Raw genomic sequence first — 12,422 nt, forward strand, 5'->3', positions numbered from 1 at the left:
CTTTAAGGTGGTTTTATAGATGAAAGAATATGAAGATATGCAAACGAAAGAAGTCATTCAGCAAGTAGGTCAGCTGTTAAGACAAATTCGAAATGAACAAAAATTAAGTTTAGAAGAATTAGCTCAAAAAACAGGAGTTAGTAAATTAACATTAGGAAAGATTGAAAGAGGCGAAACGAATCCAACGTTAGCTGTCATTTGGAAAATAACGAAAGGGTTATCGATTCCTTTATCGAGATTGATGGTTGTTGGAGAACCTGTAGCTGTGGCGCGCTGTGGAGAAGGATTTGCAGTAGATGTAGGACAAGCATGGCACTTAGAAACGATGTTCCGTTATACGAAAGAAACGGGGATGGAAATGCACCGTGCTTGTTTAAGGTCGAATAGTATATATGAACCAGAAGCTCATCATGAAGGTGCTATTGAGCTTGTAACGGTAATGAAAGGGAAAGTATGGATTCAAGTAGAAAGCGATGTATACGAATTAAATGAGTTTGACTCTATTCAATTTGAAGCGAATAAGAAACATAGTTATAGAAATGAAGAAGATGAAGTAGCAGTATTACATTTAACGATGAAATATTCTTCATGAAAAAATTCCCTATAGAAAAATCTATAGGGGGATTTTTTGTACGCTATGCTCAAATATATGAAAAAATGTTATTAGTAAGAGCGTGGCATAAGTAATAAACAAATAAAATAAACTAAAAACCCCGTCCCAAAACATAAAATAGCAATGACCCAAAGTATGCGAATGAGAGTAGAGCTAATATCAAAATATTCCCCTAAACCACCGCATATACCAAATAGCATTTTATCAGTTTCGGATTTACATAATCTTTTTGACATCTTCCAATCCACTCCTTTTTATCCCGCTTTAACTGCCCGTTAAAGCCCGATTGGTTCAACTAATGATCAGTGGGGGATGAACAAAACCCCCACTAATCAAAGTTTTACTTTATAGCAAACTATATACTTCTATTCTATATGGAAATTTATGAGAACACTATGAGGTTGTATGACATTTTTTTTAGGGAACAGTCGTATTAATTGTCTTAATTTTCAGTTGATATTACAATTATAGTAAGGGATATAAGGTAACTTTTAATAAAGGGTGGGGGAAATAGAGATGACAGTATATTGGTTGACTAATGTAATGCTTGAATCGGGGTATACATATGAAGAGGGAAGAATTTCCCGAACAGAAACAGAGTTATGTAGTTTACTCATTGAAGACGGACGAATTAAAAAAATGATAGCGGGGGCTGTTCAAGAGGAAGAGGTACTAATTCTTGATGCTAATCGTTTATTGATTTTGCCTGCTTTCGAAGAGATGCATATTCATATTGATAAGACGTATTATAGTGGCCCTTGGAAAGCATGTATGCCAGCAGAGAATATTTTCACACGTTTTCATGAAGAAGAAAAAATTTTGCCGAAGCAATTAGCAACTGCTCAAGATAGGGCAGAAAATATGTTAGCGTTATTGCTTCGAAATGGTGCAACGAATATAAGAACGCATTGTAATGTTGATCCGATTATTGGACTTGGTAATTTGGAGGCGACGTTAGCGGCGTTGGAAACATATAAAAATCAGGTTTCTGGTAGAATTGTTGCTTTTCCGCAACATGGATTATTGCGCAGCAATTCTGTGCAACTTGTGAAAGATGCGATGCGTATGGGTGCGCATCTAGTCGGTGGAGTGGATCCAGCTACAGTGGATAATGATATTGAAAAATCATTACATACCATTATGGATATTGCAGTAGAATTTAATGCGGATGTTGATATTCATCTGCATGATGCGAATAATCTTGGGACGTTTACGATGAAGCGATTGGCAAGTTTAACAGAAGAAGCGGGATGGCAAGGTCGCGTAACAATTAGTCATGCGCTTGGACTTGGTGGTGTTACGGATAAAGAAGTTGAAGAAGTGGCGGAAAGACTAGCTGCTTTAAACATTGATATTACTTCAACGGTGCCAATTGGGAAACAAGTAATCCCAATTCCGTTATTAGATAAAAAAGGTGTGAAAGTTTCATTAGGAAATGATAGTATTACTGATCATTGGTCACCGTTTGGCACAGGTGATATGCTGCAAAAGGCAAATCGATTAGCGGAACGTTTTGGCTGGAGTGACGAAAGGTCTTTAGGAAAAGCCCTTCGCTTTATTACGGGAGGAAAAGAAACGTTAAACAATGAAGGGAAGCGAGCATGGCCGAATGTAGGAGATGAAGCGAGTTTTGTTTTGACGAATGCAACATGTACTGCTGAAGCGGTAGCGCGTCAAACAGAGAAACGTTTAGTCGTGCATAAAGGGAATATTGTTGTTGGTAGTTTAAATGAGGTGGAATTAAATAATCTTGTGTAAAAGAATCGTTTGAATGTTTAGAGGAGGGTTCTAATTGTGAGTGTAGAACCCTTCTTTGTTATGCTTGCAATATATTTCTTATAGGGAAGCTAGAAAGGATGAAAAATTTGGACAATCAACATAACCAAAATCATATTATGGGAACTTTGCAATGGTTTATATTTTTATTAGCGAATTCGATCGCACTACCAATTGTCGTTGGCGGATTATTTCATCTTACGACGGAAGAAATATTTTATTTAATGCAGCGTACGTTTTTTGTAGTTGGTATATCTTCTTTTTTACAAGGGTGGTTTGGACATAGACTACCAATTGCGGATGGCCCAGCTGGATCTTGGGTTGGCGTATTTACCGTACTTGCTTACGCAACTGTCGGACAAGATCAATTACATAGTACGTTGCAAATTTTAGAATTAGGAATGATAATTTCCGGTGTTATTTTAATAGGATTAGGAGTAACTGGTTTTATCGGACGTATTTTATTTTTATTTACGCCACTTGTGACAGGAACATTTTTACTTTTATTATGTTTACAATTAAGCGGTGTATTTCTAAAAGGGATGCTAGGAATTACTGCTACTGTTTCTCAAATCGATGGATTTACAGCGATAATTGCGTTTAGCATATTTCTTTTCGTTATTATACTATCTAACTTCGGAAAAGGTTTTGTCAAAAGTTATGCGGTTTTAATAGGATTAATTAGTGGGTGGATTCTTTTTCTAATTGCAGGAAAAGTGACGATTCCAGCTCAAGTAACTCATTTTGTGCAACTTCCGCAAATACTTGCTTGGGGACTTCCAAAGTGGAATACAGGTATGGCTGTATCGAGTTTCGTTATGGTATGTATTTTAGTTTCAAATACAGTGGCAGCGATTATAGCAATTAATCAAGCTACTATCCAAAAAGGGACTATTGAACAGAAACAGTTGAAGGATGGTACGTGGGTTGGAGGGATTTCACATATCATTTCTTCTGTATTTTCAACTGTAGGTGTCGTGCCATTACCAGCGACGGCGGGATTTATACGTTTAACGAAACAAAAGTATATACGATCATTCTTACTAGCATGTATGTTACTAGTCGTAATGTCACTGTTTCCAAGTATTATTCGTTACTTAGCATCGTTGCCATCCGCTGTCGCATCTGCGGTTTTAATGGCTTCGTTCGTACAGCTAATTGGAATTGGATTTCATAATATAAAACAAGTGCCAATGAACGAAAGGAATGTAACGGTTTTAGGAGTTGCTGTATTATTTGGAAGCGGTGTTATGTTTTTACCGTCTGGAGCACTCCAATCCTTACCGTCTGTTATGCAATATATATTCGGGAATGGTTTGTTCGTAGGTACAGTTTTCAGTATATTACTAGAACAAATATGGCGTACTGAAAAGTGAGTGGATACAAAGAGTGTGCGAACTGTATAAAAGTCTAAAATAACATGTGAAATAAAGCCCATTTTCATTCACCACCCGCACATTTCGTTCATACAATATCTTGACTAAATAAACACCCAACTTACACATACACGGCTCTGGCTTAAGCAAGGAGGGTTATACCAGTTGAAGGAAAAAGCGTATCAATCTAAACCGTTACTCACAAAGAGAGAGAGAGAAGTATTTGAATTACTGGTTCAAGATAAAACAACGAAAGAAATTGCAGGTGAACTTTTTATCAGTGAAAAAACAGTGCGCAACCACATCTCAAACGCAATGCAAAAGCTAGGAGTTAAAGGACGTTCACAAGCAGTTGTTGAGCTTCTTCGCATGGGAGAGCTCGAACTATAAAAAGAAAGCCGGCTTATATAAAGAGTCGGCTATTTTTTTTGCTTATATTTTGAATTTAAAAAGGTATCTCAGACTTTGAGAGGGAAGGTATGTTTCAGGCAGAAATGTTAAAAATAATTGTTTTAGAACATGATGAGGTATTCAGGTTAGGTATCTTTGTCATTTATAAATAAGAAGGTGCAAATATGAAGTTGTATTTTAAGGATATGGAGATAGGTGAAATTAAAGATGTTTTTGGAGACATGCCATGGATGTATGGAACAATTCATCTATTCGAGAATAGTAAACCGTTCCAAAAATATTTTCGTGAGATGGTAGACGAAGATAGTGTATTTGATTTTGAAAGCATAGACCCTGAATTTTCATATGAAGAAAATTGGTCTATTTTTGATGAGGATGATCAGCGGTATTTAGGGATTAATATACCTGCTATTCATATGGAGGATAACACGATTGCGTGGCGTTGGAGGTAAAAGCTATCAGATTGTGAACATCTTTGTACGAAATAATTCAAACGAGAACAACAAGCAGAATTTTATACAAAAGGTCAGCTTGTTGTTCTCGTTTTTTCCGCTTGCTGTATGAATGATAAGAACACTCCATACATAAATAGGTAGTAAGGAGGGGATATGTTGAAAAGGATATTGTTAGTTTCAACAAGCGCTCATGATATGAATGGACACCCGACTGGTTTGTGGTTGGAAGAGCTCGCAGCTCCTTATAATGTATTTAAAAAGGCTAAGTTCGATGTTGATATTGTGTCGATAAAGGGCGGTAAAGTACCTATTGATAGAGTGTCTATTCCAAATGGCATACCTCGTGAATTTAAGTATGTCGCTTCTTTATTGCAAAATACGAAGCCGATCTCAAATGTTCATTTTTCGGATTATGATGCAGTTTTATTTGGTGGTGGGCACGGGGCGATTGTAGATTTTCCGGGTAATCCATATGTTGCAAATTTAATTGAGAATATGTATAACAATAACAGAATTGTAGCGGCTGTTTGTCACGGAGTAAGTTCTTTAGTCGGTGTGAAAAATAAGGATGGCTCGTTTTTTAGTGCCGGTAAGCGTTTAACAGGTTATACGAATGATGAGGAAAAAGCTGTACATTTAGAAAAGCGAGTGCCGTTTTTATTAGAAAGTAAATTGAAAGAAGAAGGGGCTTTGTTTTATGTTGCTCCAAATTTCACACCGCATGTAGTAGTAGATGGACATTTAATTACAGGGCAAAACCCGCAGTCTAGTATGGAAATAGGGAAAGCTATAAGAAGAGCTGTAAATAAATTATAGAAAAAATGCTCGCTACTAATAAAGGTAGCGGGCATTTTTTCTATAGTGCAAATGAAAAATACCTTAAACTAAAAAGATGTATTGAGTATAATGACTTCATTTATAATTAATCGTGAATTTGCTATACTATTTTGTATGGACAAAAGGGGAGGCTCTTTTAATGAGAAAAGTTGCGTGTGCAAACACTTATATTAATAAAATAAAGCCCGTTATTAGAAAAACGAGTTTTAGCCAATTGAAAATAGATGAAATTGCGAAGTATATGGATATTAGTAAAGCTACTTTATATAAACGTTTTTCTTCAAAAGATGAGATTATTGAAGCTGTGGTAGAAGATTTTATGAACTACCTTCTTGAAGGAGATGCGGATAATCAAGATGAAAGTATGTCTTTTGCAGAACGTTTCCAAAAGACGTTTATCCATTCTTTAAAGTGTGTGACATATATTTCTGATGTCTTTTTACAAGATTTGAAAGAGGCATATCCGCACTTATCTGATCGGTTAGTTGCTGCACAACAAAATCGTAATCATAATTTGCAAATGTTTTTTGAAGCGGGTATGGAACAAGGCTACTTTAATAAAATGAACGCACAATTATTTATGGTGCAAGATGATGTGATGTTAAGACGTATTATAGATCATTCTTTTTGTATTCAGTACGATATTACGTTAAAGAAAGCGATACTTGATTTTTATCAACTAAAGAAGTACCAACTTTTTAAACCAGAGTATATAGAAGCAATTGATGATTCGGAAATTGAAAAAGAAGTTATTGCTATTTTGCAAATGATTTCGTAAAAAAGCAGGTTTTCCTATAGTAATGGAAAACCTGCTTTTTTTATTACATGTTATTTTTTATGTGTTGTAATACTAATTCAGCTACTGGACCACCTGAAGCTGGGTTTTGACCAGTTATAACACGATTATCTTCTACAGCGTAAGCTTCCCAAGGTTGCGCGGCTTTTTCGTAAAGCCCTCCATTTTTAATGAGTTCATCTTCTGTTAAAAATGGAACGAATTGATCCAATTTAACTAGTTTTTCTTCTTCATTTGAGAATCCTGTTACTTTTTTGCCACTAATTAAGCGTTCCCCATTATTTAATGTGATATGAAATAAACCAGCAGCTCCGTGACAAACAGAGGAGACGATTCCGCCATTTTCATAAATGTTGCGGCTAATCATTTGAAGTTCTTTATTTTCTGGGAAGTCCCAAATTACACCGTGACCGCCTGCGTAATAAATCGCAGCGTAGTCTGCTGGATTCACTTCACTCGGTTTCATTGTAGAACCGAGACGATTCATAAATTCTTTCTTTTGATACCATTCCCAATCGACGCTCTCCGCCATTGCTAAACTATGCGGATCAATCGGTGTATAGCCGCCTTGTGGGCTGACATAATCTACTTCGTAACCAGCGTCTTCTACTTTTTTAACGAAATGGACAGCTTCACCGAGCCAAAGCCCAGTCGCTCTATTTAAATTTGGATATTTTTCTACGCTCGTTAATACAACTAACATTTTTTTCTTCATCATAATCCTCCTGTAATGTTTCTTCTATATAAAAATTCTTTATTTACTTGATTTTATTAAGTTAGAAATTGCAAATTTGAATAACCATGTCAGTCCTCCTTATATCGGATTCGAAATTAGTGTATAATAATTTTTGAACAAAGTAAACTAAAAACACTAAATTAGTTCACTTTGTATGTTTTTCGTTGACAAAGTGTAATGCTGAAACTATGATAGTTCCATGAATATCGAACAACGTACATGTTTCGTTTCGAATTCAGTTTGTCGCGCGATACATGTATACATTTGATGAAGTTGTTTAATAGTGATAGCAGAGCTAAACAACTTTATTTTTCATTTAGAATTATTACAATCAGGAGAGGTGTTACACATGGGGAAAGTTATAAGCAACCATTCAAAATGGTTTGTTTTCACATTATGTTTTATCGTTTTATTAGGACCGATGAATGCGGTGTTATTTAATGTAGCTTTAGAGGATATTGCGAATGATTTATCCATTAGCCAATCGAAAGTAAGTTGGGTTGTAGTAGGGTATTCGTTAGTTGTCGGTATTGGTTCGATGATCTACGGGAAGTTGGCTGATCGTTATAGTGTAAAAAAACTATTAATTATTTCAATTATCATATTTGTAGCGGGTTCTATTATTGGATTTATGAATCAATCTTATGCGATTACCATTCTTGCAAGATTAGTGCAGGCAAGTGGGGGCGCGGCGTTTATTGCGCTTAGTATGATTGCAGTGGCAAAATTAGTTGTTCCTGATAAGAAGCCTGGTGCGTTAGCGATGATTAGTTCTTCTATTGCATTAGCAATAGGTGTTGGTCCTTTAGTTGGCGGGGCTATTACAAATACATTGGGGTGGCCATATTTATTTTTATTTATGGTTATTTCAGTAGTTGGGATTTTCTTGCTTATGAAATTTATGCCAGAAGAGGCGCAGCATACGGATGGAGCGTTTCATTTTGATTACATTGGAGCGGTGTTATTATTTGCGTTCATTACGACTGTTTTATTAGGTGTAAATATTAATAGTTGGCTATTTGTGTTATCGGTAGCTTTCTTATTTTTATTCACGGTTCGTATGAAGAACGCGGAGCATCCATTTATTGATATTGAGTTGTTTACAAATAAACCATTTCTTCGTTTAATAGCGGTCGGATTTATAATGAATGTGGCGCTATGTGCTAGTTTATTATTATTACCATTGCTGTTAGGTAGAGAGCACGGATTGTCTCCATTTGTTATCGGAATTGTTTTGTTTGTTGCATCACTTTTTGGTATTGTATCTAGTTTTATTACTGGAAAGATTGTCCCTTCGTTTGGAAATGTGAATATGATTTATGTAGCGTCTGTCATTATGATCGTTGGCTTTTTAATTTTAGGGATTATTCCAAACGGGAACATAGTCGTTATTGTGTTGGCGATTATTTTAACGTTTATGAGTTATTCAGCCATTCAAGTATCAGTAAACACATTTATACCGAAAACATTACATCCAGCTAAAGTTGGAGTCGGTCTTGGTTTATATAATTTAATTAACTTTTTCGGTATGGCATTTGGACCAGCTGTAGCGAGCAAAATTATGGAATCTACAAATAGTTATCGTTTGAATTTTATTTTAATCGTCATTTTAATCTCTGCTCATTTCTGCTTATTAATAGGAATGTCTTCTTTCCAAAAAAAGATGGAGCGATAAATATGTACTTTATATAGAAGAAACCGACTTTCATATAGAAGGTCGGTTATTTTTCTGTCTTGCAAATTATGAAAAAAAGGAGCAAAATAAAAAAGTCCTAGTCTATACAGGTACAAATGAAAATTTTCATACAGAAGCAGTTTAAGTGAGCGAACTTAAAGTGTGTAAAATATAATGATAAAATAAGATGATGAATGAGAAAACGGGTGATGAAGTTGAATAGAGCAATCGGTGTTATCGATTCAGGAGTTGGCGGTTTAACAGTAGCGAAGGAATTAATTCGTCAGTTGCCGAAAGAGCGCATTATATATTTAGGGGATACAGCACGTTGCCCTTATGGTCCACGTTCTCGAGAAGAAGTGCGTCAATTTACGTGGGAAATGACGGAGCAGTTACTAGATTTAAATATCAAAATGTTAGTTATTGCGTGTAATACAGCAACTGCGGTTGTATTAGAAGAGATGCAGAAACAATTACCAATTCCAGTGGTAGGAGTGATTCACCCAGGATCACGTACAGCTTTAAAAGTGACAAACACGTATCATGTTGGGATTATTGGAACAATTGGAACGGTGAAAAGTGGTGCGTACGAAGAAGCGTTAAAGTCTATTAATAACCGTGTTATGGTAGAAAGTTTAGCGTGTCCGCCTTTCGTTGAGCTTGTAGAGAGTGGGAATTTTGAAAGTGAAATGGCGTATGAAGTTGTACGAGAAACGTTGCAACCACTGAAAAATACTGATATTGATACACTTATTTTAGGGTGTACACATTATCCAATTTTAGGTCCTGTTATTAAAAAAGTAATGGGAGATAAAGTACAACTAATTAGTTCAGGTGATGAAACAGCGCGCGAAGTAAGTACAATTTTATACCATAGTAAAATGTTGAATGAGGGAGAGGAACAAAGTGATCATCTCTTCTTAACAACAGGAAAAATAGGACTATTTAAAGAAATTGCATCAAAATGGTTCGGTCAACCGATTGAAAATGTGAAACATATTTATTTAGAAAAAAAATAATAGTAGAATTTATATAAGTGAGCTCCTGAGAAATCAGGAGTTTTTTGTTTATCCCGCTATTTGCCGGGCAGTAAGACCACCATTGATTAAAGTTTCACTTTATAAGAAGTATAGCTAGTTCTAAAACATGAAACAGCTCGTATACATAATAGTACAAACTTAGATTTTAGGGGGGAATGGCATGCCTAAATCCACTTTTAAATGGGTTGTTGGTGCTACTGTGAGCGCTGTTTTACTAACAGGGTGTGGCTTTATAAATCAGGAGAAAGCAACGGAACAAATTGATCCGCCAAAACAAGTTACGTATACAGAGGGTGGAAAGAAAGAAGTAGCTAAGAAAGATAAGCAAGGACAAACGGTGAATAGAGAACTATACCTTGTTGATAAAAATGGTTATGTTGTACCGCAAACGTTAGCTATACCTACTCCGAAAGCGAATGAGGTCATTCAGCAAACGTTAGAGTACCTTGTGAAAGATGGACCGGTAACGAATTTATTACCGAATGGGTTCCGTGCAGTCATTCCAGCGAATACATCGATGACCTTAAATTTGAAAAAAGATGGGACGGCAGTCATTGATTTCTCTAAAGAAATGAAAAACTATGCAAAAGAAGAAGAGCGTCAAATGGTTGAGTCAATAGCGTGGACGTTGACGCAATTTAAAGAAATAAAACAAGTGCAGTTCCAAATAAATGGTGAGAAATTGGCGAAGATGCCTGTTGGTGGTACACCGCTTGGTGAAGGGGTGAGCCGTGCTAATGGTATCAACTTCGATGATGAACAAGTAGCGGATGTAACAAATACAAAACCAGTTACACTTTATTTTATGGCACAAAATAATAATAAACAGCAATACTACGTGCCAGTAACACGCCGCGTTGTAGAAGGGAAAGAAAGTGATTATGCAGCAATTATAGATGAACTTGTAAAAGGACCGATTCATCAATCGCTTCTGAATGATTTTAATCCAGGAGTTAAGTTGATTACGAATCCGAAGTTACAAGATGGAAATCTTACATTAAACTTTAATGAAAATATATTTATAAACCCAGATAAAAATATGGTTTCAAATTACGTATTGAAGTCGTTAGTTTTATCTTTAACAGAAAAGAAAGGCGTGAAAAGTGTTTCTATTGAAGTAAATGGTAAAGCGAATCTTATAGATGAAAAGGGCGGAAAGTTAATAAAACCTGTCGATCGTCCAGAAAACGTGAATACAGGTAGTTTTTAATCTTCAATAATTTGATATACTTAAGTAAGAAAGGGGAATTGCTTTTTGGGTTCCTCTTCTTTTATTGTATACATATCATACATTTAAATTTGGCTATACTAACAAGTAGTTATGAGGAGGTTATTTTTATGCGAGTAGATGGTAGAGAGAAAACAGAATTACGCCATATACATATTCATACGAATTATTTAAAAAATCCAGAGGGATCAGTATTAATTGAGGTTGGGGATACAAAGGTAATTTGCTCAGCGACAATTGAAGAGCGTGTCCCACCGTTTATGCGTGGAGAAGGAAAGGGCTGGGTAACAGCTGAATATGCGATGATTCCACGTGCAACAGAACAACGTACAATTAGGGAATCAAGTAAAGGGAAAGTAACAGGACGTACAATGGAAATCCAGCGCTTAATTGGACGAGCTTTACGTGCGGTAGTTGACTTAGAAGCACTTGGTGAGAGAACGGTTTGGATTGATTGTGATGTTATTCAAGCGGATGGTGGAACGAGAACTGCTTCTATTACAGGTGCATATGTAGCAATGGTATTAGCGTTTGAGAAGTTATTACAAGCAGAAAAAGTATCTAAAATTCCAGTAAAAGATTATTTAGCAGCAACGTCAGTAGGGATTGTTGAAGAGCAAGGTGTTGTTTTAGATTTAAACTACGTAGAAGATTCTAAAGCAGACGTTGATATGAACGTGATTATGACTGGAAAAGGCCAGTTTGTTGAAGTGCAAGGAACTGGAGAAGAAGCGACGTTTAGCAGAGCGCAGTTAAATGAATTGCTTGATGCTGCGGAACAAGGCATCTTCCAACTGATTGACATGCAAAAAGAAGCGTTAGGTGACATCGTATCTCATATAGAGTAGAGGTGGAAAGTATGAAACAAGTTGTTGTAGCGACAAAAAATATGGGGAAAGTACGTGAATTTGCTGAGTTATTTGAGCGATTTGATTTAGAAGTAAAATCATTACACGATTTTCCTCATATTGAAGAAGTCGAAGAAACTGGTGAAACATTTGAAGAAAATGCGATCTTAAAAGCGGATAGTCTGAGTAGACAGCTGAATGCGATCGTAATCGCGGATGATTCAGGTCTTATTGTAGATGCTTTAAATGGAAAACCGGGCGTGTATTCAGCTCGTTTTGCTGGAGAGCCGAAAGATGATCAAGCGAATATTGATAAAGTGTTACAAGAATTAAATGACATAGCGTTTGAAAAGCGTAAAGCTCGTTTCTACTGTGCATTAGCAGTGGCTTTCCCTGAAGGTGATAAAAAGCCTGTCATTGTAAACGGGACGTGCGAAGGGTATATTTTAGAGCAGCGCCGCGGGGAAAACGGCTTTGGATATGATCCGATTTTTTATGTGGAAGAATATAAAAAAGCGATGGCGGAACTAAGTTCAGATGAGAAAAATGCCATTAGCCACCGTGGACGTGCTCTTCGTAAGTTAGAAGAAAAAATCCCTGAATGGTTTTTAGGAGAATAAGGGAGAGAGAT

14 protein-coding genes are annotated in these 12,422 nt (G+C 36.2%); 12 read left to right on the plus strand and 2 right to left on the minus strand.

All coding sequences use genetic code 11. The features are described 5' to 3' along the window. Positions 1–19: 19 nt before the first annotated feature. Complete coding sequence (locus ILT06_RS01995; RefSeq protein WP_064474666.1) at positions 20–592, plus strand: helix-turn-helix domain-containing protein; 573 nt, start codon at positions 20–22, stop codon at positions 590–592. 71 nt (positions 593–663) lie between these two features. Here the strand turns inward: ILT06_RS01995 and ILT06_RS02000 are convergent, their stop codons facing one another. Beyond that, positions 664–849: a PspC domain-containing protein gene (locus ILT06_RS02000; protein ID WP_000044335.1), complete on the minus strand. Its 186-nt coding sequence runs from the start codon at positions 847–849 to the stop codon at positions 664–666. Between the two features lie 280 nt (positions 850–1,129). Between ILT06_RS02000 and ILT06_RS02005 the strand changes: the two genes are divergently transcribed. The 6 genes from ILT06_RS02005 (at position 1,130) to ILT06_RS02030 (ending at position 6,246) form a co-directional block, all read left to right on the plus strand. Further along, positions 1,130–2,371, plus strand: a complete 1,242-nt coding sequence (locus ILT06_RS02005; protein ID WP_098101645.1) for an amidohydrolase family protein — start codon at positions 1,130–1,132, stop codon at positions 2,369–2,371. 98 nt (positions 2,372–2,469) lie between these two features. Next, positions 2,470–3,765 carry a purine/pyrimidine permease gene (locus ILT06_RS02010; protein ID WP_098111484.1) on the plus strand — a complete coding sequence of 432 codons (1,296 nt, stop codon included), beginning with the start codon at positions 2,470–2,472 and terminating at the stop codon, positions 3,763–3,765. A 165-nt stretch (positions 3,766–3,930) separates the two neighbouring features. Further along, positions 3,931–4,155, plus strand: coding sequence for a spore germination transcription factor GerE (gene gerE / locus ILT06_RS02015; RefSeq protein ID WP_000659484.1), 225 nt, complete (start codon positions 3,931–3,933; stop codon positions 4,153–4,155). Positions 4,156–4,340: 185 nt separating this feature from the next. Further along, positions 4,341–4,628: a hypothetical protein gene (locus tag ILT06_RS02020; protein ID WP_098654349.1), complete on the plus strand. Its 288-nt coding sequence runs from the start codon at positions 4,341–4,343 to the stop codon at positions 4,626–4,628. Positions 4,629–4,784: 156 nt separating this feature from the next. After that, positions 4,785–5,447, plus strand: coding sequence for a type 1 glutamine amidotransferase domain-containing protein (locus tag ILT06_RS02025; protein ID WP_088048054.1), 663 nt, complete (start codon positions 4,785–4,787; stop codon positions 5,445–5,447). Positions 5,448–5,607: 160 nt separating this feature from the next. Beyond that, positions 5,608–6,246 carry a TetR/AcrR family transcriptional regulator gene (locus ILT06_RS02030; protein ID WP_001233026.1) on the plus strand — a complete coding sequence of 213 codons (639 nt, stop codon included), beginning with the start codon at positions 5,608–5,610 and terminating at the stop codon, positions 6,244–6,246. A 43-nt stretch (positions 6,247–6,289) separates the two neighbouring features. Here the strand turns inward: ILT06_RS02030 and ILT06_RS02035 are convergent, their stop codons facing one another. Then, positions 6,290–6,979, minus strand: coding sequence for a type 1 glutamine amidotransferase domain-containing protein (locus ILT06_RS02035; protein ID WP_222654782.1), 690 nt, complete (start codon positions 6,977–6,979; stop codon positions 6,290–6,292). 370 nt (positions 6,980–7,349) lie between these two features. Here ILT06_RS02035 and ILT06_RS02040 point away from each other — a divergent pair, with 370 nt between their 5' ends. From ILT06_RS02040 to ILT06_RS02060, 5 genes are all read left to right on the plus strand, one after another. Beyond that, on the plus strand, positions 7,350–8,675 hold the full coding sequence (locus ILT06_RS02040) for an MFS transporter (protein ID WP_222654783.1): 1,326 nt from the start codon (positions 7,350–7,352) through the stop codon (positions 8,673–8,675). A 209-nt stretch (positions 8,676–8,884) separates the two neighbouring features. Further along, the gene (gene racE / locus ILT06_RS02045; protein WP_222654784.1) at positions 8,885–9,694 is read left to right on the plus strand and encodes a glutamate racemase; all 810 of its coding nucleotides are present in this window, start codon (positions 8,885–8,887) and stop codon (positions 9,692–9,694) included. A gap of 181 nt (positions 9,695–9,875) precedes the next feature. Further along, on the plus strand, positions 9,876–10,925 hold the full coding sequence (gene gerM / locus ILT06_RS02050) for a spore germination protein GerM (protein ID WP_088048059.1): 1,050 nt from the start codon (positions 9,876–9,878) through the stop codon (positions 10,923–10,925). Positions 10,926–11,053: 128 nt separating this feature from the next. Further along, positions 11,054–11,791, plus strand: coding sequence for a ribonuclease PH (rph, locus tag ILT06_RS02055; protein WP_001261774.1), 738 nt, complete (start codon positions 11,054–11,056; stop codon positions 11,789–11,791). Positions 11,792–11,802: 11 nt separating this feature from the next. After that, the gene (locus tag ILT06_RS02060) at positions 11,803–12,411 is read left to right on the plus strand and encodes an XTP/dITP diphosphatase (RefSeq protein ID WP_046956272.1); all 609 of its coding nucleotides are present in this window, start codon (positions 11,803–11,805) and stop codon (positions 12,409–12,411) included. The last annotated feature ends 11 nt before the right edge of the window (positions 12,412–12,422 follow it).

The sequence above is a fragment of the Bacillus sp. 17RED48 genome (assembly GCF_019837545.1).
Classification (GTDB): domain Bacteria; phylum Bacillota; class Bacilli; order Bacillales; family Bacillaceae_G; genus Bacillus_A; species Bacillus_A wiedmannii.

Bases quoted from the DNA above. Each gene is read 5' to 3' on its own strand.
- ILT06_RS01995 (WP_064474666.1), top strand. From the start codon at position 20: ATGAAAGAATATGAAGATATGCAAACGAAAGAAGTCATTCAGCAAGTA.
- ILT06_RS02000 (WP_000044335.1), bottom strand. From the start codon at position 849: ATGTCAAAAAGATTATGTAAATCCGAAACTGATAAAATGCTATTTGGT.
- ILT06_RS02005 (WP_098101645.1), top strand. From the start codon at position 1,130: ATGACAGTATATTGGTTGACTAATGTAATGCTTGAATCGGGGTATACA.
- ILT06_RS02010 (WP_098111484.1), top strand. From the start codon at position 2,470: ATGAAAAATTTGGACAATCAACATAACCAAAATCATATTATGGGAACT.
- ILT06_RS02020 (WP_098654349.1), top strand. From the start codon at position 4,341: ATGAAGTTGTATTTTAAGGATATGGAGATAGGTGAAATTAAAGATGTT.
- ILT06_RS02025 (WP_088048054.1), top strand. From the start codon at position 4,785: ATGTTGAAAAGGATATTGTTAGTTTCAACAAGCGCTCATGATATGAAT.
- ILT06_RS02030 (WP_001233026.1), top strand. From the start codon at position 5,608: ATGAGAAAAGTTGCGTGTGCAAACACTTATATTAATAAAATAAAGCCC.
- ILT06_RS02035 (WP_222654782.1), bottom strand. From the start codon at position 6,979: ATGAAGAAAAAAATGTTAGTTGTATTAACGAGCGTAGAAAAATATCCA.
- ILT06_RS02040 (WP_222654783.1), top strand. From the start codon at position 7,350: ATGGGGAAAGTTATAAGCAACCATTCAAAATGGTTTGTTTTCACATTA.
- racE (WP_222654784.1), top strand. From the start codon at position 8,885: ATGAAGTTGAATAGAGCAATCGGTGTTATCGATTCAGGAGTTGGCGGT.
- gerM (WP_088048059.1), top strand. From the start codon at position 9,876: ATGCCTAAATCCACTTTTAAATGGGTTGTTGGTGCTACTGTGAGCGCT.
- rph (WP_001261774.1), top strand. From the start codon at position 11,054: ATGCGAGTAGATGGTAGAGAGAAAACAGAATTACGCCATATACATATT.
- ILT06_RS02060 (WP_046956272.1), top strand. From the start codon at position 11,803: ATGAAACAAGTTGTTGTAGCGACAAAAAATATGGGGAAAGTACGTGAA.